We start from the raw sequence: 20,248 nt of genomic DNA on the forward strand, positions 1-20,248 counted from the left end.
TCAGCCGGTGAAGGCGCGGGTCTCGGCCAGCCGGGCGGGGGTCACCGTCTTCAGCCGGGCGACGGCGCGGGCCAGCGGGACGAGCTCGATCTCGGTTCCGCGCAGGGCGACCATCTGGCCGGTGCGTCCCTCGTGCGCGGCGATCGTCGCGTGCAGCCCGAAACGGGTGGCCAGCACCCGGTCGAAGGAGGTCGGCGTCCCGCCGCGCTGCACGTGGCCCAGCACGGTGGCCCGCACCTCCTTGCCCGTGCGCCGCTCGAGCTCCTCCCCCAGCTGCTGGGTGACCCCGGTGAAGCGGCGGTGGCCGAACTCGTCGACGCCGCCCCGCCGGAAGGCCATCTGCCCGGGCAGCGGCTCGGCGCCCTCGGCGACGACGCCGATGACGTGGGAATCCCCCCGCCCGAAGCGCTCGCACACCAGCGAGACGACCTCGTCGACGTCGAAGGGCTGCTCGGGCACCAGGGTGAGGTGCGCCCCGGCGGCCAGGCCTGCGTGCAGCGCGATCCACCCGGCGTGCCGGCCCATCACCTCGACCAGCAGCACCCGCTGGTGGGACTCGGCGGTGGTGTGCAGCCGGTCGATCAGCTCGGTGGCGATGCTGACCGCGGTGTCGAAGCCGAAGGTCAGGTCGGTGCAGTCGATGTCGTTGTCGATGGTCTTGGGGATGCCCACCACCGGCACGCCCGCCTCCGACAGCAGGTGGGCCGCGGTCAGGGTGCCCTCGCCGCCGATCGGGATCAGCACGTCGATGCGGTGCTCGTCGAGGGTGCCGATCATCTCGTCGATGCCGGCGTGCAGCTTCTCCGGCGCCACGCGGGCCGAGCCCAGGGTGGTGCCGCCACGGGTCAGCAACCCGTCGACGGCGGCGACGTCCAGCGGCGTCGACCGGTTCTCCAGCAGCCCGCGCCAGCCGTCGCGGAAACCGACCACCTCGCTGCCGTAGTGGGCGCCGGCGCTGCGGACCACCGAGCGGATCACGGCGTTGAGACCGGGGCAGTCCCCGCCTCCGGTCAGTACTCCGATGCGCACCGGCTGGCTCCTCGCGGTCGTTGGCCGGGACGCGCCCGACGGTACGTCATGACGTCTGGACGAACCGGCGACGCGCGGACCGCCGCGGCCGGTCGTCACCGGCTGCGGTGCATGCACGCGCCGTTCGTCAGCTGCCCGGGCGGAACGGGTTGCGACCCGGCCGGAACAGCGTCTCCTGCGCGAAGCTGGCGGCCAGCACGCCGCTGGGTGTGGTGATCGAGCCGGTGTACCAGCCCCGCCCGCCGGAGACCGTGCGCGGGACCATGTCCATGAGCACCCAGTCGTCGAGCCGGGCGTGCCGGTGGAACCAGACCGCGTGGTCCAGGCTCGGGCCCGGCGCGGCCTCGTCCTCGGGCAGCGCCGAGAGCCCGGTGCCGATGTCGGACAGGTAGGTCAGCACGCAGGCGTGCACCAGCGGGTCGTCGGGCAGGGCGACCGTGGACCGGGCCCAGAACCGGGTGGGCCGGTGCGCCGCCGGGAACGGCTGCTCGGGCCGGCGGGCCGCCATGGAGAACAGCCGCGGCAGGTCGAACCGGGGCAGCGCGTCCGGCGCCTCGACGGTCGGCGTCTCCTGCACCTGCTGGTCGGGCCCCGGCCCGGGCACCGAGAAGGAGGCGGACATGCTGAAGATGACGTCGCCGCCCTGGACGGCGACCACCCGGCGGGCCGAGAAGGACCCGCCGTCGCGGTCCCGGTCGACCCGGAAGATGGTCGGGCGAGCGGCGTCCCCGCTGCGCAGGAAGTACCCGTGCAGCGAGTGCGGGAGCCGGTCGGCGCCCAGGGTGCGGCCGGCCGCGTACAGCGCCTGGGCGGCCACCTGACCGCCGTACAGCGGGAACGGGTCGGTGAACAGCAGGGTGCTGCGGTAGAGGTCCCGGTCGATCTCTTCCAGCGCCAGGACGTCGAGCACGCTCGGCCCGGCTCCGGATCGGTCCTCGCCGCTACCGGCCGCCACGGATCCCACGCCGGGACAGTAACCGCAGTCCCCCGCCGCCCCGGGCGAGCGGGCCAGCCGACCGGGCGCGGTGATCACCGGGCTCTGTACCGTCGTCCGCGCGCAGCGGCCGCACACCGGCCGGGGACGACGGGCCGGTCGGTACAGCGGTCGCCGGGGCGACCGGGAGCGGAGCAGCGATGAGCGAGCCACGGCGGAACGGCGACGGGCGCCCGCCCCGCAAGCGGACACCGCGGATCGGGGAGGTCGTCCGCACCTCCTGGATCACCCCGCACATGGTCCGCGTCGTGCTCGGCGGCGAAGGCCTCGCCGGTTTCCCGGACGGCGAGTTCACCGACCGCTACGTGAAGCTGATGTTCCCGCCGGCGGACGCGACGTACGCCGTTCCCTACGACGTCGAGCAGCTGCGCGCCGAGCTCCCGGCCGACCAGTGGCCGGTCACCCGCACGTACACGGTCCGGGCCTGGGACGCGGCGGCCGGTGAGCTGACCATCGACTTCGTCCACCACGGCGACGAGGGGATCGCCGGGCCCTGGGCCGCCGCGGCCCGCCCCGGCGACCGGATCCAGTTCATGGGCCCCGGTGGCGCCTACGCGCCGCGGCCGGATGCCGACTGGCACCTGCTCGCGGGGGACGAGGCCGCCCTGCCCGCGATCGCCGCGACCCTCGACCGGCTGCCCGCCGGCGCCCGGGCGCTGGTGTTCGTCGAGGTGGCCGGGCCCGAGGAGGAGCAGACCGACCTCGCCACCGGGACCGGCGTGGAGCTGCGCTGGCTGCACCGGAACGGCACCGAGCCGGGATCGGCGCTGGTCGACGCCGTCCGCGCCGTTCCGCTGCCGCCTGGCGACGGGCACGTGTTCGTGCACGGCGAGGCCTACGCGGTCCGGGAGCTGCGCCGGCACCTGCGCGCGGAGCGGGGCCTGGACCCGGCGTGGACGTCGGTCTCCGGCTACTGGCGGCGGGGTGACACCGAGGACGGCTGGCAGTCGACCAAGCGGCAGTGGAATGCCGCCATCGAGGCCGAGGACGCCGCCGGCCGCTGACCGTCACCCGCTCCCGGGCGGCGGGGCGAGGAGGCGCTCACGGGCCCACCGGCCGCGAGCGCTCCGCCGGCGAGCACGGTGACGACCACGAGGTCCGGGGCGTAACACAACCGTCGTGCCTGGTCGGGGCGCCGGCGGGTAGGCGTGAGGCCATGGACTCCTCCCCCCAGCTCACGACCGCCACCCGCGACGAGCTCCTGCGCCTGGCCCGCGAGCACGGGATCCCCGGCCGGAGCCGGATGAGCAAGGAGGAGCTGGTCGCCGCGCTACGGCAGCGGGAACGGCCCGCGGCGCAGCTCGGAACCGGGCGCCCGGGGTCCGGCCGGCGGCGGATCGGCTCGCGGGTGGACGCCTTCCGTCTGCTCGCCGAGGCCCGGGCAGCGGGCGAGATGGTGCCGGTGCCCCGCATGCTGACCGGCAACGACCGCCGGATCCACGTCCGCGAGACGGTGCGCGAGGACCACGGGACCCGGATCGCCAGCCACGACGTCGAGGCCCAGGAGAAGTTCGACAAACTCGCCCGGTCGGTCTTCCAGTTCTTCCGCGGTACCGCCCTGCTCTTCTACCGCGACCTGGTCGGCGAGGACGCCCGCATGCCCACGGTGCTCGCCCTCGGCGACGTCCACCCGGGCAACTTCGGGGTGATGCCGAGTGCGGACGACGTCCCGATCTTCGGGGTCAACGACTTCGACGACGCCTTCTACGCCCCCTTCACCTGGGACCTCAAGCGCGGTGCGGTCGGCTTCCTGCTCGGCGCGGGCGAGAAGGGCGGGCAGGGCCCCGCGAAGCAGCGCGCCATCGCCCGCCGGTTCGTCCACGGCTACGTCTCGGGCATCGCCTCCTACGCCGCCGCCGCCACCGAGGACTCCGAGCAGCTCCGGCTGGACAACGCCCCGCCACTGATCGCCGACCTCATCGCCGGTGCGCTCGAGGTGAGCCGGGCCGACTGGCTGGCCGGCCTCCTGGACGACGCGCGCAGCGGCTTCCGCACCGACGACGAGGTGGTGCCGGTCAGCAGCCGCCGCGTCGAGTTCCAGCAGATCGTCGACCGGTACGTCGCCGACAACGAGGTGCCGGTGCCCGAGCGGGCCGGCCGGATGCGGGTGAAGGACGTCGCCGAGCGCAAGGGCGCGGGCACCGCCTCCCTCGGCCTGACCCGCTTCTTCGTCCTGATCGAGGGGCCGCGCGCCGACGGGACCGACGACCTCCTCCTGGAGTTCAAGCAGGCCCGCCGGTCTGCGCTCGACGGCGTGGTCCCGCCCTCGGACTACCGCATGGACGGCCTGGCCGACCGGATCCGGCACGCCCAGCGGGTGCACCTGGTGGACGGCGACGTCTTCTACGGCAGCGTGGACATCGACGGCCGCAGCTTCATGGTGCGCGAGCGCGCGCCCTTCCGGGACTCGATCAGCCTGGGCAAGCTCTCCGGCCGCGAGTGGAAGGAGTACGCCGAGATCTGCGGCCGGGTGCTCGCGCACACGCACGCCATGTCCGACGACACCGGGAACGTCGACTACGACGTGGAGCCCGCGATCCTCGACGCGATCGGAGGCCGGGACCTGTTCGTCGACGACGTCCTGCGGTTCGCCGAGGAGGCGGCCGCCCGGGTCCGGCAGGACCACGAGCACTTCGTCGCCGACCACGCGCTCGGCGCCTTCCGGAGCGTCGACGTCGTCTACCGCTGACCGCTGCCCGGGGACCCGTCCACGGCGGCCGCGGCGTCGTCCCCGGCGACGTCCCCGGGGAACCCCTCGGCGTCGGCGGACTGCGGCCGGGCGCCCTTGCCGAACGTGGCCTCCACGCGCTGGAACCCCTTGTACCGCTCGCTGCGCGCGTAGCCGGTGTACGCGCGGACGTCGGCGGGCGTGAGCTCCACGTCGTCGGTGAACGGGGTCAGCAGGGACCGGGGGTAGAGCCGCCGGTGGCGGACGACGTTGATCTCCGCGGCCAGGACGACGACGAGCGCTTGGAGGTAGATCCAGACGACCAGGCCGAGGATCACGCCGAAGACGCCGTAGACGTCGCTGGACCGCGTCACGTACGTGCCGAAGTAGTAGGTGCCGAGCACGTGCAGCAGCTCCCAGAGGACCGCGGCGATGACGGCGCCGACGGCGACGTTCCGCCAGTCCAGCCGGCGCGCCGTGAGCACCTGGTAGACCACCAGGAAGATCCCGACGTTGATCGTCAGGCTGGTCAGCGTGGCCGCGACGGTCACCACCGGCCCCGGCACCGGCAGGGCGCCCGAGAGGGACGACACGGAGGCGGTCAGCGCGGTCGACGCCACCGCGCCCAGCCCGAGGGCCAGGACGAGCAGCAGGCTGCGCAGCCGGGACAGCAGCGGGTTGGGCTGGGCGAAGCGCGGCACTGCGTAGATCCGGTTGAGGGCGGCCTGGGCCGCCTGCATGACGCCCAGCCCGCCGTAGAGGCTGCCCAGGATCCCGATGACCAGCGCGACGCCGCTCCCCCGGAACGTGCCGATGTTCTCGACCAGCACCGGCCCGAGCAGCGGGAAGTCCGACAGCGCGGACTCGAGGATGCGCTGCTGGAGCCCGGGGTCGTCCTGCAGCAGGAAGCCGAGCACGGACGTCAGCATCAGCAGCAGCGGGAACAGCGACACGAAGCCGTAGTAGGTGATCAGCGCGGCGAGGTGCGGTCCGCGGTCGTCGGCGAACTTGTAGACCACCGCCAGTGGGAAGGCCACCGCGGGATGCCTGGCCTGGAACGCGTCGAAGCGTGCGGCGAGCGCCATGCGTGCATCCCTCCTTCGTCGGCGGCTACCCCGTCCCCGTCACCGCACTCACCACCGCCGGGTAGACCTGCTCGGCGACGGCCCGCAGCTCCGCGTCGGTGCGGTCCTGGACCGGGTGCGGCACCAGGACCGACGGCGCGGGGAAGCCCAGCGCCTCGCCCTGCAGCCGGGAGGCCTCGGCGAACGCCTCGCTGGCCAGGAAGACCCCGACCACACCGCGGCGCTCGAGATCGGCGATGTCGTGCACACTGCACGACGTGCAGGAGCCCTAATCGGCGAGCGCCTCGATGACCACCTCGCACTGCTCGGCGATCTCGTGGCGCAGGTCGACCGGGGCGGTCCGGGCGAACGTGGGCTTGCGGTACCGGCGCACCACCGCGCCGTCCCCGGTCAGCAGCTCCTCCAGGCGGTCCAGGACGACGTCCCCGCGGGCCTTGCTGATGTCGAGCAGCCCGACGGTTCGGCCGCGCAGCGAGTCCGGCCGGGGCAGCAGCTCCCGGGCGGACGCCTGCCGCTCACCCGTCGGGTCCAGGACGGTTCTCAAGCGCGCACCTCTCGTGTCACGGGGACGCTTCCCGTCGCACCGGCCACCCAGCCGCCGACGATCGCGCTGAACAATCCGGCGTCGCCGCCCGCGGAGGCGATGAGCAGCCCGCCCGGGCGGAACTTCGGCACGGTTCCCTCGACCGGACCGGGCAGGCCCTCGGCCATGCCGTCGGCCCCCCGGACCAGCTCGGCGGCCGGCAGCGCGAGCAGCCCCTCCAGCTCGGCCAGCAGACGGGCCCGGTCCCAGCCCGCCTCGCGGAACACCCGGCCGTGCTCCGGGGAGACGACGAGCATCGCATCGAAGGCCATCGGCAGCTTCGGGTGGGCGTTGACCCGCAGGCAGGCCGCGAACGTGCGGGCCAGCGACTCCGGGTCGCGGCTGAGCTGGTCGACCACGGGTTGGACACCGGACCCCGCGAAGACGGTGACCGCGTCGCCGGGGACGCCCCGGTCGGCGGCCAGCGGGCGGAACGGGCTGGTCTCCTCCCGCTCGGCGAAGCAGAAGGTGAACTTGCCCGGGTTGCCCATGGTCGCCCGGTCGACCTCGCCGGGTCGCCCGCCGCCGACGTTGCGCACCACCAGCTGCAGCGCCCGGCCGATCGTCGCGTTGGCCCGGTTCCCCTGACCGAACGCGTTGACCCCGCTGTTCATCCCGATCCGCCCGGCGACGGGCCCGTTCACGATCACCACCGGCCCGGAGAAGTACGTCGTCGCCAGCAGGCCGTGCAGCGCGAACTCCTCCGCGGAGGCCGCCTCCAGGGCGGCCAGCACGACCGGGAGGTACTCCGGCAGGCAGCCGGCCATCACCGCGTTGACGGCCACCTTCTCGACCGTGCACTCCACGAGGTCCGGCGGCACGAGGGCGATCACCTCGGCCGGGTCGCGGGTCGTGCCGCGCAGCATCCGCAGCACCCGTTCCGGCGTCGGCGGGACGACGGGCAGCCCGTCGGTCCAGCCGCGGTCGAACATCGCCTCGTGTTCGTCCTCGAGGTCGGCCAGCTCCACCCGCCGGCTGGTCAGGCCGCTGGCGCCGTACCGCGCCTCCAGGGCGTCGACCCGGAAGGGGTCCACCGACAACGAGCCGCAGCCGGGCCGGTGCTCGGGCAGCTCCGCGCCGAGCCCCGCCACGCCCGTCAGCTGCTCCCACTGCTCCCGGCTCCAGCCCACGACCCGGGCCGTCTCCGCACCGTCCTGCACCCGCAACAGCGTGGGGACGGTCTCGATCCCCAGCCGGTAGGACAGCTCCAGCTCGGTGTCGTCCCCGGGGAACCACGCGGCGTCGTCCTGGCACCACACGGCCGCGCCGAGCTGCCGCAGCACCGGCTCGACCAGCACGCAGGTGGGGCAGTCGCGCTTGACCACGGCGACGAGGCCGTCAGGGAGGCGCACCCCCGGACCGTACCGAGGCGCCGCTCCCCCGGCCACCGACGCCCTGGGCCGGCTCCGCTACCGATCGACGCCCACCTCGTCCGGGTCGTGCGGGACCCGCGACCGTGCGGCCAGCCACTGCTGCCACTCCGCACGGCCGCTCGCCCCCTGGCGGGCCGAGAGGGTGAACAGCGTCGCCACGGCGACGAGCGCCACGAGGATGACGACGGAGGCGAGGACGTGCCAGTCGAACAGCGGCGGAACCGTCATGCTGCCGGGGGCCGGCACGGGAGTGGGCAGGGCCATGAGGAACGGTCTGCCCCGGCGCCGCGCTGTTCCACCCTCCGCGCGTCGTGGCTCACCCGTGCGGGGGACGTCGCGGGGAGCGACCGCTGAGGAAGGCGACGACCCGGACCGGGCGACCCGTCCCACCCGCCCGGGTGATCGGCCGCCACGCGCGGGAGCGGACCGGCGCCCCGCCCACCTAGCGTCGGTGCGATGACGACCAGGCGGGCACCCGAGGGGCACCGATGAGCGCGGCGACGCAGCACCAGCGCCCTGCAGGGGTCACCGGTGGCGACCCGTCGGCCGAGCGCGAGCGGCCCAACGTCACCGGCGACCTGTCCACGCTGTTCCGGGCCGCGCCGATGTTCGGCCGGGCGCTGGCCGGTTACGACCGCTTCCAGGTCGACACCTACGTCCAGTGGGCGGAGGACGAGCTGGCGACGGCGGAGCGGGAGCGCGAGCACCTGCTGGCCCGCTGCCTGGACACCCGGAGAGAGCTCGCCGAGGCCCGGGAACTGCTCGACCACTCGGCCGGCGCGGGCGAGTTCCTCCGGCTGTCGGACCGGATCGGGTCGATGCTCGCCGCCGCCGCCGACGAGGCCGCGGGCATCACGGCCGAGGCCGACGCCGTGCGCGCCGCGGCGCAGGCGGAGGCCGAGGAGCTCGTCGCCCGTGCCGCCGCGGAGCTCGCCGACGCCCGGACGCGCGCCCGCGAGATCATCGCCGACGCGACGGCACGGGCGGAGACGATCCTCGCCGCGGCCGGCCGGACGCGCGATGACGCCGAGCAGGCTCGACGCGACGCCGCCGAGGAGGCCGCCGCCCGGATGGCCGAGGCGAGGGCGGTGGAGCAGTGCGCCGCCGACCGGGCCGCCCTGCTGGGACGGCAGGCCGCGGCCGACGTGGCGCACCTCCGGTTGCAGGGCAGGGACGAGGTGGTCCGGATGCTGGCGAGCGGCCGGGAGGAGCGCCGCCGTGCGGACGCCGCGGCGGAGGTGGAACGGGAGCGCCTGGACTGCGCGGCCGCAGACCGCCGCGCCGCCCTGCTGGCCGACGTGACCGCCCTCGTGCGCCGGCGGTCCGAGCTCGAGGCGGAGCTCCGGCGCGCGGCCGGCTCGATCGCACCCACGACGGGAGGTCCACCGTCGGCCGCCGGCAGCCTCTCCGCCCGATGGCGCTGGACCCGGCGCAGGAGCTGACATCCGCGGGGCAGCGAGCGCACGTCGCCGACCGCGCCGAGGTTCCCCCGTGCACCTTCATCGATACTTCCCGTCGACGGTCGAGTCGGCGTCGACGCCTACCCTGCTCGCCTCCGTACGGGCCTGCGCCGTCCGCACCGCCCGCCACCGCCGGCCGGCCACCGACCTCGCCGCCTGTTCCTCCGCGGATCCCGCCCCACCCCGGCCTGCGCGCACCTCGCTGCCGTGCTGGACTGGACGCGTGATCCGCAACGTGGTCGTCGGCCGGGTGCGAGCGGGAGTGCCGCAGCAGCGGATCGAGGAGGCGCTGGCAGCCGTCGTCGCCCTTCATCCGCCGGGCTGCCTGGACATGCGGGTCGGTGTCGACGCAGGCCTGCGGGCAGGCAACTGGAGCTTCTCGATCACCGCGGACTTCGTCGACGCGGACGCCTACCGGGCCTACGACGCCGAGGCCGAGCACGACCGGGTGCGTCGGGAGCTCTTCGCTCCCATCAGCGAGGAGGTCGTGCGCATCCAGTTCGAGGCCTGAGCCGGCCCCGCGAGGGCGGCCGGAAAGACCCAGGAGACCTGGCGCGCCGTCCGCCAGCGCCTCGCCACGGCCGTCACCGCGTGCCGGCGAGCTCCTGCAGCGCGGCCGGGACCGTGGGCCGGACGGCGCTGCGCGGATCGATCACGGCGAAGTGCCCGGCCGGAACGGGGACGAGCACGGCCCTCGGGCGGGCGGCCGCGTAGGACTCGCTGAGCTCGGCGGGCACCACCTCGTCCGCCGTTCCGTGCACGATCGGGACCGGCACGGCCGGGGCCGGCAGCTGCGCGGAGTCCAGGTCGGGGCGCGCCGCGGCGTCCTCCCCGAGGAAGTCGGCGACCGCGCCGCCGCAGCCGAGCGCCTGCGCCCGGCGCAGGTCGGCGACCGGCGCGAGCGCCGCCACCCCCACCGGCACCTCCGGCCCCACCATGGTCGCGGCCGCCTGCAGCACCAGGTGCCCGCCCGCGGAGTGACCGACCAGCAGCACCCCGGCGGACCGCGCCCGGCCGGCGACCGCCCGCACGGCCGCGTGGACGTCCTGGACGGCGAGGTCGGGGCGGCCGGGGACGCGCCGGTACTCCGGTGCCACCGTCGTCCAGCCCGCGGTGGTCAGCGCCTCGGTCATCGGCCGCACGTGGACGCGGTCCTCCTCCGGGCCGTACCGCAGGACCGTGTCGGGCCCCGGCACCCACCGGGTGAGCACCGACCGGTCCACCGGCGCGGGGGAAGGAAGCACCTCCGGAAGCATCGGCCACGTCCGCTGCCGGCGTCCAGCCGCGATGCGGACGGTCGCCGGGGCGCGGAGCCGGCGTCGTCCCAGACCTCCGGCGGCCCTGCGGGCTGGCCACGGCCTGGTGACCGGCTGGACGGTCCGCGAGTGGAACGTCGACATCGGCTCAGCCGGGCACGGTAGGAAGGTCGCATGGCCGATCCCTTGCCCTCGCTCGCCGATCTCGCCGCCGAGGAGGCCGAGCTCCAGCTCACGTCCTTCACCAACGACGACGCCTGGGAGCTCGGCTCCGCGCTGGTTGCCGCCGCCCGCCGGGCCGCCGCGCCGGTCGCCGTCGAGATCTCGCGCAACGCCCACCGGCTGTTCGCGGTCGCGCTGGCCGGCGCCACCCCGGACAACGCGTCGTGGATCGAGCGCAAGTCGCGGGTGGTGCACCGGTTCGGGCACAGCTCCCTCTACGTGCGCCAGGACAGCATCGAGCGGGGCACCACCTTCGAGGCCGAGTTCGGTCTGGACCCCGCTCGGTACGCGGCCCACGGGGGCGCCTTCCCGCTGCTGGTGCGCGACGTCGGCCCGATCGGCGTCGTGACGGTCTCCGGGCTCCCCCAGCTCGCGGACCACCGCATGGTCGTCGGGGCGCTGCGGGAGCACCTCGGCCGCTGACCGGCCGGCGCTACGGCGCCGCCGCGGCGCGGAGCAGCTCGGCGACCTCCGGCTCCGCCGCGTGCGCGCCCGCCGAGAGGAACGCATGCCGGACGACCTCGTCCAGCCGGGCGCGCGACATCATGTCGGTGCCCATGACCTCCTGCTCCTCGGGGCCGGGCGTGAACACCACGGTCCGGATCCCTTCGGCGCGCAGCGCCCGCACCTCGCGCTGCAGGAGGCGGTCGGAGTACCGGCGGGCAGCCGGGAACACCCCCGGCCGCCACCCGGTGGGACCGCTCATCGGCGCGATGACGATGACGACGTCGAGCCCTTGACCGCGGAGCACGGCGGCGTTGGTCGACGAGTGCACGCCGCCGTCGATGTAGCTGTGCCCCCCGATGGTCACCGGGGCGAAGTAGCCGGGCACCGCGCACGACGCCCCGATCGCCAGGTGCAGCGGCGCCTCCGGCGATCTCGGGCGACCGAACACCACCCGGCGGCCGTCCCGGCGGCGCACCGCGCAGATCCACAGGGCCGGTTCCGGCCAGCCCGGTCCCTCCAGTTCCCGGAGCGCGGCCAGCTGCTCGACGACGTCGTGCCGCCCCGGCGCCATGAGCGCCATCCCGGCCGCCATCGGCCGGAACTGCAGCGGCCGGGTGAGCGCCCGGTGCACCATGTGCCGCCCGGGCAGCCGCAGCGGGCGGTACAGCAGCTCCCAGGCGCGGAACGGCGCCAGCTCGGGCACCGCGGCGTCGGCCATGTACCGGAGCACGTCCTCGGTGCCCGAGAGCGGTGCCCGCACCGTCCAGGCGGCGAGGTTCTCCGCCGACACGCCCAGCCGCAGCAGGGCACCGGTGATGGAGCCGGCCGAGGTGCCCACGACCACCTCGGCGGTGCGTGCGTCGAAGCCGGCGTCGTGCTGGAGGACCGCCAGCACGCCCGAGTGGTAAGCCTGCCCGACGACGCCGCCGCCGCCCAGCACCAGGCCCACGCGCGTCACGGGCCCGAGCCTGCCACGGGCGGCCCACGCGGGCAGGTCGTCACCGGCCCGGGCCCCGGCTGCCGGGCGTCCACCGCCCGATTCCTCACCGGGCCGACCCCGGCAGGCTGCTCGTAGTCTTCCTGCTGGTGGCCCCGGCCCCGCGATCCGCACCGCCCCCGGCCCGGCGGAAGTCCGCCGGGCGTCCCAGCGACACCGAGGAGCTCGCATGACCGTCCTGGTCGGATACCTGCCCACCCCCGCGGGCGAGGCCGCCTTCAGCGCAGGACTGCAGGAGGCGCGGCGGCGCTCGGAGCCGCTGGTCGTGGTCAACACCGCCCGGAGCGGAGCGCCGGTGAGTGCCGAGGTCGCGCCCGAGCACGCGGTGCAGCAGATGACCCAGCGCGCCGCGGCCGAGGACGTGGCGCTGGACCTGCGGCAGACGAGCCACGACGGCGACGCCGCCGACGAGGTGCTCCGGACCGCCCGGGAGGTCGACGCCTCGGTGATCGTGATCGGCCTGCGCCGCCGCTCCCCCGTCGGCAAGCTCCTGATGGGCAGCGACGCCCAGCGGATCCTGCTCGACGCCGACCGCCCGGTGCTCGCCGTCAAGCCCTGAGCCGCCCGCGCCCGGTGTGACGAACGTCCACCGACCGGGTCGGTCGGAGAACCTACCGATCCGGTCGGGCGGTCGTACGCTCGTCGCCATGGCGCGACCGTTCCGGCAGCAGGCCGACGACGGCATCCTCGACCGGGCCGCCGGGCTCTTCGCCCGCCGCGGCTTCGCGAAGACGTCGCTCCAGGACATCGCCGCCGCCGTCGGCCTCTCCAAGGCTGGCCTGCTGCACCACTTCCCCAGCAAGGAAGCGCTGTACGACGCGGTGCTGGCCCAGGCCGGCGCCCTCGGCGAGCGGGTGCTGGGCCAGGTGAGCGACCTACCCGTCGGGGCCGAGCGCGACCGGCGCGCCATCGAGATCCTGGTCGACATCGCGTTCGACCACCCCGGGGTGGTCGCCCTGCTCCTCACGCCCCTGACCCAGGACAGCTCCGGCCGCGGTGAGGCCGAGATGGACGCCGCCGGAGCCGCGGCGCTCCAGGCGCTCGGCGTCTCCGCCGAGGCCCCGGTCTCCGAGCGGGCCATCCGCGCCATCGGCGCCCTCTCCGCGCTCGCCGTGCTGACCCTGGCGGCGCACGGCCAGGAGGAGCCGGCGACCTGGCGGGCCGCCATCGTCGCCACCTGCTTCGACGCGCTCGGCCACCCCCGGCCCGGCGCTGCCCTTCCCGTTCCGCACCAGGTGGAGGCCTGATCCCGCATGGCTGTGCTGTTGTCCCGGCTCGGCGCCTTCTCGCACCGGCACCGGCTGTCCGTGGTCGCCGTCTGGCTGGTCCTCCTCGTCGGCGGGAGCGTGGGTGCACTCACCTTCGCGGGCGAGACGTCGAGCAGCTTCGCCATCCCGGGGCAGGAGTCGACCATCGCCCTGGACCGGATCGGCGCGGAGTTCGGCCCCGGCGGTGACGGCGCCACCGCGCGGGTCGTGGTGCAGGCGCCCGACGGCCAGACCCTGACCACGCCGGAGAACGTCGTCGCGCTGGGTGAGCTGGTGGCCGGGCTCGGTCAGCTGCCGGGCGTCACCTCCGCCACGAACCCGCTCGACCCGGCCGCGCCGTCGGTGAACGCGCAGCAGACCACCGCCTACAGCACGGTCACCTACGACGCCGCACCCGGCGAGGTGACCCCGGCGCAGCAGGAGGCGCTGCTCGACGCGGTCGCGGACGCCCGCGCCGGCGGGTTCACCGTCGAGGCCGCCGGTGAGGCGATCCAGGAGGCCCCGCACGTCGGTGGCCCCAGCGAGGCGATCGGGGTCGTCGTCGCCCTCCTCGTCCTCGCCGTCACCTACGGCGCGCTGGCGGTCGCCGGCCTCAACCTGCTCACCGCCCTGGTGGGCGTGGGCATCGGCGTCCTGGGCGTCACCGTCGCCACCGGGTTCATCGAGCTCTCGTCAACCACCCCCACCCTGGCCGCGATGCTCGGCCTGGCGGTCGGCATCGACTACGCGCTGTTCATCATCACCCGGTACCGGCAGGAGGTGCGCTCCGGCTCCGACGTCGGCACGGCCATCGCCACCGCCGCGGGCACCGCGGGCTCCGCGGTCGTCACCGCCGGCCTGACCGTCGTCATCGCGCTGGCCGGCCTGTTCGTCGTCGGCATCCCGTTCCTGACCCAGATGGGGGTGGCCGCCGCGCTGACCATCGTGGTCGCCGTCCTCGTGGCCCTCACGCTGGTACCCGCCGTGCTGGGCTTCCTCGGCTACCGGGCACTGCCCCGCAAGCACCGCGCCGCAGCGCGGGAGGCGACCGCGGGCAGCGCCGCGCCGGCCGGCGGACGCGGCTTCCTCGCCGGCTGGGCCACCACGGTCACCCGCCGCCGGGTGCCCTCCCTGCTGCTGGCCGTCGTCGCCCTGGGGACGATCGCCCTCCCGTTCCTCGCCATGCAGACGACGCTCGTGCAGACCCCGCCCGAGAACTCCACCCAGGCCCGTGCGCAGGAGCTGCTGGCCGACGGCTTCGGCGCCGGCTTCAACGGCCCGATCACCATCCTGCTGGAGGGCGAGGGCGCGTCCGGCGCCGCCGGCCGGGTCGCCGCACCGATCGGCCGGCTGGATGACGTCGCGCTCGTCACGCCCCCGGTGCCCAACGCCGACGACACGGCGGCGCTGCTCACCGTCATCCCCAGGTCCGGCCCGACCGACCCCGCCACCGAGCAGCTCGTCGCCGACCTGCGCGACCGGCTCGCCGGCGTGGAGGGGGTCGACGCCTACGTCACCGGCCAGACCGCGGTGAGCGTGGACGTCGCCCAGAGCCTGGACGAGGCACTGCCGGTCTACCTGGCGCTCGTGGTGGGCCTGGCGCTGGTGCTGCTGGTCCTGGTCTTCCGCTCGCTGCTGGTCCCGCTGGTCGGCGTGCTCGGTTTCCTGCTGACCATCGGCGCCTCGCTCGGCGCCACCGTGGCGGTGTTCCAGTGGGGCTGGCTGGCCGACGTGGTCAACCTCGACACCACCGGGCCGCTGATCAGCCTCACTCCCATCCTGGTGATCGGCATCCTCTTCGGCCTGGCGATGGACTACCAGATCTTCCTGGTGTCCCGGATGCACGAGGCGCACAGCCACGGCACCCGCCCGCTGGACGCGATCCGCACCGGCTTCGGGCAGGCGGCCCCGGTGGTCGTCGCCGCCGCGCTGATCATGTTCTCGGTGTTCGCCGGGTTCGTGCCCGCCGGCGAGGCGACGATCAAGTCGATCGCCTTCGCCCTCGCGGCCGGGATCCTGTTCGACGCCTTCGCGGTCCGGATGGTGCTGGTGCCGGCCGCGCTGGCGTTGCTCGGCGAGCGGGCCTGGTGGCTGCCGGGCTGGCTGCGGTGGCTGCCCGTCCTCGACGTCGAGGGCGCCGCGCTCGAGAAGGCCGCCACCCCTGCCGGGGACCGGGAGCCGGTCGGCGCCAGCCGCCGCTGAGCGCCGCCCCCGTCCCACCCCGCACGGCCCGTCCCCCGGGGGGGGCGGGCCGTGCGCCGTCCGGGGTGGCAGCTCAGCCCGCGTCGCTCCCGTCGGCTCCGGGAGCGGATGCATCGCGATCCCGCGGGAACCAGAGGACCCGCTGCGGGAAGGGGATCTCGATGCCGGCCGCGTCGAGCGCCTTCTTCAGGGAGATGGCGACCTCGCTGCGCACCCGCCAGCGGCTGGCGATGTCGGCCGGGTGCCAGTAGCGCACCGCCACGTTGATGGAGGACTCGCCGAACTCCTCCACCCACACCTCCGGTGGCGGGCTCGGCTGGACGCCGTCGGCACGGGCGCACGCCTCCGCGAGCACCTGCCGGGCCCGGTCCAGGTCGGCGTCGTAGGGCAGGCCCACGGTGAGCGACGTCCGGCTGGTCGGCGTCCGCGTGTAGTTGATGATCGGGTTCTTCAGCACCTCGGCGTTGGGCAGGTACACGGTCAGCCCGTCGTAGGTGCTGAGCTGCGTGGTCCGCAGGTTCACGTCCTCGACCACCCCCTCGTGGTCCCCGCTGCCGATCTGCTCCCCCACGCGGAAGGGGTGCCGGACCTGGAGGAGCACCCCGGCGACGAAGTTCTGCAGGATGTCCTGGGCGGCGAAGGCGATCGCGATGCCGCCCACCCCGAGGGCCCCGACGAGCGGCCCGATGCGTACCCCGAGCAGGTCCAGGGCGTAGACCCCGGCCACGGCCGCGACGACCACGCTCACGAAGCGCCCGACCACCCGGCCGATGTGGCGGCTGCCCTCGCGGTCGATCGCCCGGACCATCACGCGGCGGACCACGACCGCCAGCACCAGGCCGAGGGAGAAGACCACCAGCGCCTGCACGGCCTCCTGCCAGGTGATCGGATCGGTGACCACCGGGTCCTCGACCGCGAGGAGAACGGTTCTGGGCAGGGCTCCGGGCACCTCCGGAGGCTAGGCAGTGGCGGGCGTTCGCGCAGACCGGCACCCGGCGGCCGGCCCCGCGGGCATGGATCGGCGCCCGTCGGTGTTGGCTGGATGACGGTCCGTCCCGGAGGGACGCCGACCACCTCAGCCGTTCCCCACCGAAGGACGTCGTTTGCCCCAGCACGACCCCCAGCCCGCCGCCACCTCGCGACGCCGGGAGCGCTCTGCCACCCGCCGGTCGGCGGGGCGGCAGACCGACCGCGCCGCCGCCCTCGAGGAGCGGCTCGCCCAGCAGAGCTGGGTCGAGGGCGCCGAGCCGGAGCTCCCCGCCCGCGCCACCCGGCCGGAGAACGTGGTGTTCCACCTCGGCCCGACCAACTCCGGCAAGACCTACGACTCGCTGCAGGCGCTGGCCGCCACGGGGTCGGGCGTCTACGCCGCACCGCTGCGCCAGCTCGCCCACGAGGCGTACGCCAAGCTGTCCGCCCAGCTCCCCGAGGGCACGGTCGGCCTGTCCACCGGCGAGGAGGAGATCGATCCGTTCGCGCCCATCGTCTGCTGCACGGTCGAGAAGGCGCCCGACCGCGGCCAGATGCTGGTGCTGGACGAGGCGCACTGGGTCACCGACCCCGATCGCGGCCACCACTGGGCCCGCCTCCTGCTGACCGGCGAGTACCGGGAGATGCACCTCATCTCCGCCGCCGAGGCCTACCTCGTGCTCAAGCCGCTGGTCTCCGACGCCGAGCACGTCGAGGTCGTCAACCACAAGCGGTTGTCCCGGCTCGACGTCCTGCGCGGCCCGGTCCGCCCCGAGGGCGTCCGGCCCCAGACGCTCGTCGTCGCCTTCTCGCGCAAGGCGGTCTACGCCGTCGCCGCCGAGCTCGACCAGCACCGGCCCGGCAAGGTCGGCGTCCTCTACGGCGCCCTCCCGCCGGCCACCCGCCGTGAGGTCATCGAGCGGTTCACCAGGGGCGAGCTCGACGTGCTGGTCACCACCGACGTCATCGGCCACGGCATCAACGTGCCGGCCACGACCGTGCTCTTCGCCGAGACCACGAAGTTCGACGGCCAGGAGATGCGGCCGCTGCGCACCTGGGAGGCCGCCCAGATCGCCGGGCGGGCCGGGCGCTACGGCCTGACCGGGCACGGCGGCGTCGGCATCCTCATCGGGGTCAGCGGGCTCAAGCCCGTGGCGTCGCTGGTCGGCGCCGGTGCGGCCGTCGCCCGCGGCGACGAGATGAGCGACCTGCCCAAGCGCGCGCCCCGGCTGCGGCCGGAGCTCGAGGACCTCGGCGCCTTCGAGGCGGTGGACCTGCCCGAGGCGCTGACCCGCTGGATGGCGTGGGCCCGCGCCGCGACTCGCGACGAGGCGATGACCGCCGACGACGTCACCAGCCTCGTGCTGCGGGTGCACGCCCTGCTGCCGCTGCTCCGCGGCCCGCTCGGGGCGGCCGGCGACCTGGCCACCGTCTGGCGGCTGGTCAACCTGGCCATCGACTACAACCCGCCGCGGCGCACGCGTTGGCTGGTGCTCGCGAAGGCCGCGCTGCGGCACGCCGTCGGCCTGCCCGTCCCGCCGGAGACCGTGCTGCCGGACGTTCCGCGCGGCGGCGCCGTCGAGGACTACGAGCAGGCCGCCGCGGCGGCCCGCGACGCCCAGACCCTGCTCCGCCAGTTCCCCGGCGTCGCCGGACTGGACAGCGAGGACGCCGCGTGGGTCGAGGAGGAGTGCGCCGAGATGATCACCGAGCTCCTCCCCGACGCCATCGCGCTGGGCCGCTCGGGGAAGTGCGCCGAGTGCGGCAACGCGATCGCGCCCTGGTTCACCACCTGCCGGCCGTGCAGCGCACCGGCCGGCCGGCGGGAGGGCGATCGCGACCGCCGTCCCGGTGGTCGTCGGCGGGCGGCGGGCCGGGCGGCCGGCCGCGCGCTGGGCGGCCGCCAGGGTGGTCCCCGGGGACGGGCCCGCCGCGGCTGAGCCGGCTCACCGCCGGCCACGGTGGGCGGTCGCAATGGGCAGGTTCCACCAAGAGCGGCGCCGATTTCATCCGCTTCTTGCCAGTGCCGATCCGCCGCCCGGTCCGTACCGTCACTGACAGCAGCCGGGCCGTACCGGTCCGTCACCCGTCGTGTCCCGCGACCCCGAGGAGCTTCCCATGCCTTCCCTCTTCCGCCCCGCCCTGACTCTCGTGCACGACGGCGAGGCCCGCCTCGACGGCGCCGTTCCTGCGCCCCACACCGCGCCGGTGTGGGAGGCCGCGCCCGAGTGGGACGACGCGCCGCAGTGGGGCGCCGGCTCCCCGTCGCAGCAGACCCCTGCGTGGACCGGTGACCAGGCGGGTGAGGACGCGTGGCGGCAGGACGCGCTGTGCGCCGAGACCGACCCGGAGGCGTTCTTCCCCGACAAGGGCGGGTCGACCCGGGAGGCCAAGCGGGTGTGCACCGGCTGCCCGGTGCGCGCCGAGTGCCTGGAGTTCGCACTGGCCAACGACGAGCGGTTCGGGATCTGGGGCGGGCTCTCCGAGCGGGAGCGCCGCCGGGTGCGGCTGCAGCGCCGCAGCTCGATCAGCGCCTGACCCCGCGGTCCCGCCGGTCAGCCGAGGGCCGGCGCAAGGCCGCTTCCGGCATCGCCACGGCCGACTCCGGGCAGTCGGCGGTGGCCAGCCGGGCACCGTCCTCGCGGCCGGCGGGCACCTGCCCGCCGCCGGGCACGGTGCCGTAGCCGTCCTCGTCCTCACCGCTGAGGTCGGGGCTGAGGTCGTAGCAGCGGCCGTGCCCCAGCCGAGGGGTGATTCCATTCACCCGGCAAGTGCTCCGGACGGGACGAGGTGGACGACCGACATGCCGCTCGACGACGAACGGCCGGCACCCCCACAGCAGCCCACCGGCGCGGGCTCCGGTGGGCTGGCAGAGCTGCTCCGGCTGGAGGCGGCCCCGCCGGGGCGCTTTCGCGCCGGGCCCCGCAGCGCCGTCCCGGGGCCGGCCTTCGGGGGCGCGGTGGCGGCACAGGCACTGCTCGCCGCCGGGCGCACGGTGCCGCCCGAGCGGGCGGTGCACTCGATCCACGGCCACTTCCTGCGCCCGGGCGACGTCACCGCACCCACGGACTTCTCCGTCACCCCGGTCCGCGACGGCGGCAGCTACTCCACCCGCTCCGTCGTCGCCGAGCAGCACGGTGCGGCGGTCTTCGCGCTGACCGCCTCCTTCCACGTGACCGAGGAGGGGTGGGCGCACCAGCTGCCCCAGCTCGACGCACCGGCACCCGAGGAGCTGCCGACGCTGGAGGAGGTGGCGGACGCGAGCGAGGGACCGGCTCGGGAGTGGCTCCGCTGGCTCGCCCAGCGGCACCCCTTCGACATCCGCTTCGCCGGCGACTCGCCCCGGCTGGCCGCGGCGCGCGGCGAGCGCAGGCCTCCCCTCCAGCAGTTCTGGCTGCGCAGCCGCACCCCCGTCCCGGACGAGCCGCTGGCGCACGGCTGCGGGATCACCTATGCGTCGGACATGCTCCTGCTCGGCACCGCCCTCACGCCGCACGGCACCATGATCGGGGAGCCCGGCGTCGCCGCGGCGAGCCTGGACCACGCGGTGTGGTTCCACGAGCCGGCCCGGATCGACCAGTGGCTGCTGTTCGACCAGGAGAGCAGCTGGGCCGGGCGCGGGCGGACGCTCTGCCGCGGCCGGCTGTTCGACCGCGCGGGCCGGCTGGTCGCGACCGTCGCCCAGGAGGGCATGCTCCGCCGCCGCTTCCGCTGAC

At 75.2% G+C, this 20,248-nt stretch carries 20 protein-coding genes and 1 pseudogene; 11 read left to right on the forward strand and 10 right to left on the reverse strand.

From position 1 onward, the window contains the following. Nucleotides 1–1,029, reverse strand: coding sequence for an ATP-dependent 6-phosphofructokinase (locus tag ABC795_RS09685; RefSeq protein ID WP_347056967.1), 1,029 nt, complete (start codon nt 1,027–1,029; stop codon nt 1–3). A gap of 127 nt (nt 1,030–1,156) precedes the next feature. Beyond that, the gene (locus ABC795_RS09690) at nt 1,157–1,993 is read right to left on the reverse strand and encodes an acyl-CoA thioesterase domain-containing protein (protein ID WP_347056968.1); all 837 of its coding nucleotides are present in this window, start codon (nt 1,991–1,993) and stop codon (nt 1,157–1,159) included. 170 nt (nt 1,994–2,163) lie between these two features. Between ABC795_RS09690 and ABC795_RS09695 the strand changes: the two genes are divergently transcribed. After that, nucleotides 2,164–3,027, forward strand: coding sequence for a siderophore-interacting protein (locus ABC795_RS09695; protein ID WP_347056969.1), 864 nt, complete (start codon nt 2,164–2,166; stop codon nt 3,025–3,027). Between the two features lie 152 nt (nt 3,028–3,179). Then, nucleotides 3,180–4,712 (forward strand): DUF2252 family protein, encoded by a 1,533-nt coding sequence (locus ABC795_RS09700; protein ID WP_347056970.1) that lies wholly within the window; start codon nt 3,180–3,182, stop codon nt 4,710–4,712. On the opposite strand, the gene ABC795_RS09705 is transcribed toward ABC795_RS09700, so the two are convergent. The 4 genes and pseudogenes from ABC795_RS09705 to ABC795_RS09720 form a co-directional block, all read right to left on the reverse strand. Next, nucleotides 4,703–5,776 (reverse strand): YihY/virulence factor BrkB family protein, encoded by a 1,074-nt coding sequence (locus ABC795_RS09705; RefSeq protein ID WP_347056971.1) that lies wholly within the window; start codon nt 5,774–5,776, stop codon nt 4,703–4,705. The genes ABC795_RS09700 and ABC795_RS09705 overlap by 10 nt on opposite strands. A 25-nt stretch (nt 5,777–5,801) precedes the next feature. Continuing rightward, nucleotides 5,802–6,320 (reverse strand): annotated as a pseudogene (locus ABC795_RS09710) (UGSC family (seleno)protein). Then, on the reverse strand, nt 6,317–7,711 hold the full coding sequence (locus ABC795_RS09715) for a thioredoxin family protein (protein WP_347056972.1): 1,395 nt from the start codon (nt 7,709–7,711) through the stop codon (nt 6,317–6,319). Before ABC795_RS09715 ends, ABC795_RS09710 begins: the two are co-directional and overlap by 4 nt. Before the next feature lie 57 nt (nt 7,712–7,768). Further along, complete coding sequence (locus ABC795_RS09720; RefSeq protein WP_347056973.1) at nt 7,769–7,996, reverse strand: hypothetical protein; 228 nt, start codon at nt 7,994–7,996, stop codon at nt 7,769–7,771. Between the two features lie 224 nt (nt 7,997–8,220). Between ABC795_RS09720 and ABC795_RS09725 the strand changes: the two genes are divergently transcribed. Both ABC795_RS09725 and ABC795_RS09730 read left to right on the forward strand, forming a co-directional pair. Further along, nucleotides 8,221–9,174, forward strand: coding sequence for a hypothetical protein (locus tag ABC795_RS09725; RefSeq protein ID WP_347056974.1), 954 nt, complete (start codon nt 8,221–8,223; stop codon nt 9,172–9,174). A 241-nt stretch (nt 9,175–9,415) separates the two neighbouring features. Beyond that, a complete protein-coding gene (locus ABC795_RS09730; RefSeq protein WP_347056975.1) occupies nt 9,416–9,703 on the forward strand; it encodes a Dabb family protein in 288 nt (95 codons plus the stop codon). A 73-nt stretch (nt 9,704–9,776) separates the two neighbouring features. On the opposite strand, the gene ABC795_RS09735 is transcribed toward ABC795_RS09730, so the two are convergent. Beyond that, nucleotides 9,777–10,436 (reverse strand): alpha/beta fold hydrolase, encoded by a 660-nt coding sequence (locus ABC795_RS09735; protein ID WP_347056976.1) that lies wholly within the window; start codon nt 10,434–10,436, stop codon nt 9,777–9,779. Nucleotides 10,437–10,622: 186 nt separating this feature from the next. On the opposite strand from ABC795_RS09735, the gene ABC795_RS09740 reads away from it, so the two are divergent. After that, complete coding sequence (locus ABC795_RS09740; RefSeq protein WP_347056977.1) at nt 10,623–11,093, forward strand: heme-degrading domain-containing protein; 471 nt, start codon at nt 10,623–10,625, stop codon at nt 11,091–11,093. 10 nt (nt 11,094–11,103) lie between these two features. Here ABC795_RS09740 and ABC795_RS09745 read toward each other — a convergent pair whose 3' ends face one another. After that, entirely contained in the window at nt 11,104–12,075 is a 972-nt protein-coding gene (locus tag ABC795_RS09745) for a patatin-like phospholipase family protein (RefSeq protein WP_347056978.1), read from the reverse strand. A 208-nt stretch (nt 12,076–12,283) separates the two neighbouring features. On the opposite strand from ABC795_RS09745, the gene ABC795_RS09750 reads away from it, so the two are divergent. The 3 genes from ABC795_RS09750 to ABC795_RS09760 all read left to right on the forward strand — a co-directional run bounded on the left by ABC795_RS09750 (nt 12,284) and on the right by ABC795_RS09760 (nt 15,563). After that, nucleotides 12,284–12,673, forward strand: a complete 390-nt coding sequence (locus ABC795_RS09750) for a universal stress protein (protein ID WP_347056979.1) — start codon at nt 12,284–12,286, stop codon at nt 12,671–12,673. A gap of 88 nt (nt 12,674–12,761) precedes the next feature. Continuing rightward, nucleotides 12,762–13,361: a helix-turn-helix domain-containing protein gene (locus ABC795_RS09755; RefSeq protein ID WP_347056980.1), complete on the forward strand. Its 600-nt coding sequence runs from the start codon at nt 12,762–12,764 to the stop codon at nt 13,359–13,361. A gap of 6 nt (nt 13,362–13,367) precedes the next feature. Further along, a complete protein-coding gene (locus tag ABC795_RS09760) occupies nt 13,368–15,563 on the forward strand; it encodes an MMPL family transporter (RefSeq protein WP_347056981.1) in 2,196 nt (731 codons plus the stop codon). A gap of 73 nt (nt 15,564–15,636) precedes the next feature. Here the strand turns inward: ABC795_RS09760 and ABC795_RS09765 are convergent, their stop codons facing one another. Continuing rightward, nucleotides 15,637–16,512 carry a mechanosensitive ion channel family protein gene (locus tag ABC795_RS09765; RefSeq protein WP_347056982.1) on the reverse strand — a complete coding sequence of 292 codons (876 nt, stop codon included), beginning with the start codon at nt 16,510–16,512 and terminating at the stop codon, nt 15,637–15,639. A gap of 154 nt (nt 16,513–16,666) precedes the next feature. On the opposite strand from ABC795_RS09765, the gene ABC795_RS09770 reads away from it, so the two are divergent. Together ABC795_RS09770 and ABC795_RS09775 are read left to right on the forward strand one after the other, a co-directional pair. Further along, nucleotides 16,667–18,472 carry a helicase-related protein gene (locus ABC795_RS09770; RefSeq protein ID WP_347056983.1) on the forward strand — a complete coding sequence of 602 codons (1,806 nt, stop codon included), beginning with the start codon at nt 16,667–16,669 and terminating at the stop codon, nt 18,470–18,472. 211 nt (nt 18,473–18,683) lie between these two features. Next, nucleotides 18,684–19,070 carry a WhiB family transcriptional regulator gene (locus ABC795_RS09775; protein ID WP_347060708.1) on the forward strand — a complete coding sequence of 129 codons (387 nt, stop codon included), beginning with the start codon at nt 18,684–18,686 and terminating at the stop codon, nt 19,068–19,070. On the opposite strand, the gene ABC795_RS09780 is transcribed toward ABC795_RS09775, so the two are convergent. After that, nucleotides 19,060–19,296 carry a ferredoxin gene (locus ABC795_RS09780; RefSeq protein WP_347056984.1) on the reverse strand — a complete coding sequence of 79 codons (237 nt, stop codon included), beginning with the start codon at nt 19,294–19,296 and terminating at the stop codon, nt 19,060–19,062. The two genes, ABC795_RS09775 and ABC795_RS09780, sit on opposite strands and share 11 nt — an antisense overlap. A 39-nt stretch (nt 19,297–19,335) precedes the next feature. Here ABC795_RS09780 and ABC795_RS09785 point away from each other — a divergent pair, with 39 nt between their 5' ends. Beyond that, complete coding sequence (locus tag ABC795_RS09785) at nt 19,336–20,247, forward strand: acyl-CoA thioesterase domain-containing protein (protein ID WP_347056985.1); 912 nt, start codon at nt 19,336–19,338, stop codon at nt 20,245–20,247. Nucleotide 20,248 lies beyond the last annotated feature (1 nt).

Origin of the sequence: Blastococcus sp. HT6-30 (genome assembly GCF_039729015.1) — a bacterium.
In the GTDB taxonomy this organism is placed as follows: domain Bacteria; phylum Actinomycetota; class Actinomycetes; order Mycobacteriales; family Geodermatophilaceae; genus Blastococcus.

What these genes read in the sequence shown, in the direction of transcription:
- ABC795_RS09760 (WP_347056981.1), top strand. Translation starts at nt 13,368, where the DNA reads ATGGCTGTGCTGTTGTCCCGGCTCGGCGCCTTCTCGCACCGGCACCGG.
- ABC795_RS09705 (WP_347056971.1), bottom strand. Translation starts at nt 5,776, where the DNA reads ATGGCGCTCGCCGCACGCTTCGACGCGTTCCAGGCCAGGCATCCCGCG.
- ABC795_RS09755 (WP_347056980.1), top strand. Translation starts at nt 12,762, where the DNA reads ATGGCGCGACCGTTCCGGCAGCAGGCCGACGACGGCATCCTCGACCGG.
- ABC795_RS09785 (WP_347056985.1), top strand. Translation starts at nt 19,336, where the DNA reads ATGCCGCTCGACGACGAACGGCCGGCACCCCCACAGCAGCCCACCGGC.
- ABC795_RS09725 (WP_347056974.1), top strand. Translation starts at nt 8,221, where the DNA reads ATGAGCGCGGCGACGCAGCACCAGCGCCCTGCAGGGGTCACCGGTGGC.
- ABC795_RS09740 (WP_347056977.1), top strand. Translation starts at nt 10,623, where the DNA reads ATGGCCGATCCCTTGCCCTCGCTCGCCGATCTCGCCGCCGAGGAGGCC.
- ABC795_RS09695 (WP_347056969.1), top strand. Translation starts at nt 2,164, where the DNA reads ATGAGCGAGCCACGGCGGAACGGCGACGGGCGCCCGCCCCGCAAGCGG.
- ABC795_RS09720 (WP_347056973.1), bottom strand. Translation starts at nt 7,996, where the DNA reads ATGGCCCTGCCCACTCCCGTGCCGGCCCCCGGCAGCATGACGGTTCCG.
- ABC795_RS09750 (WP_347056979.1), top strand. Translation starts at nt 12,284, where the DNA reads ATGACCGTCCTGGTCGGATACCTGCCCACCCCCGCGGGCGAGGCCGCC.
- ABC795_RS09700 (WP_347056970.1), top strand. Translation starts at nt 3,180, where the DNA reads ATGGACTCCTCCCCCCAGCTCACGACCGCCACCCGCGACGAGCTCCTG.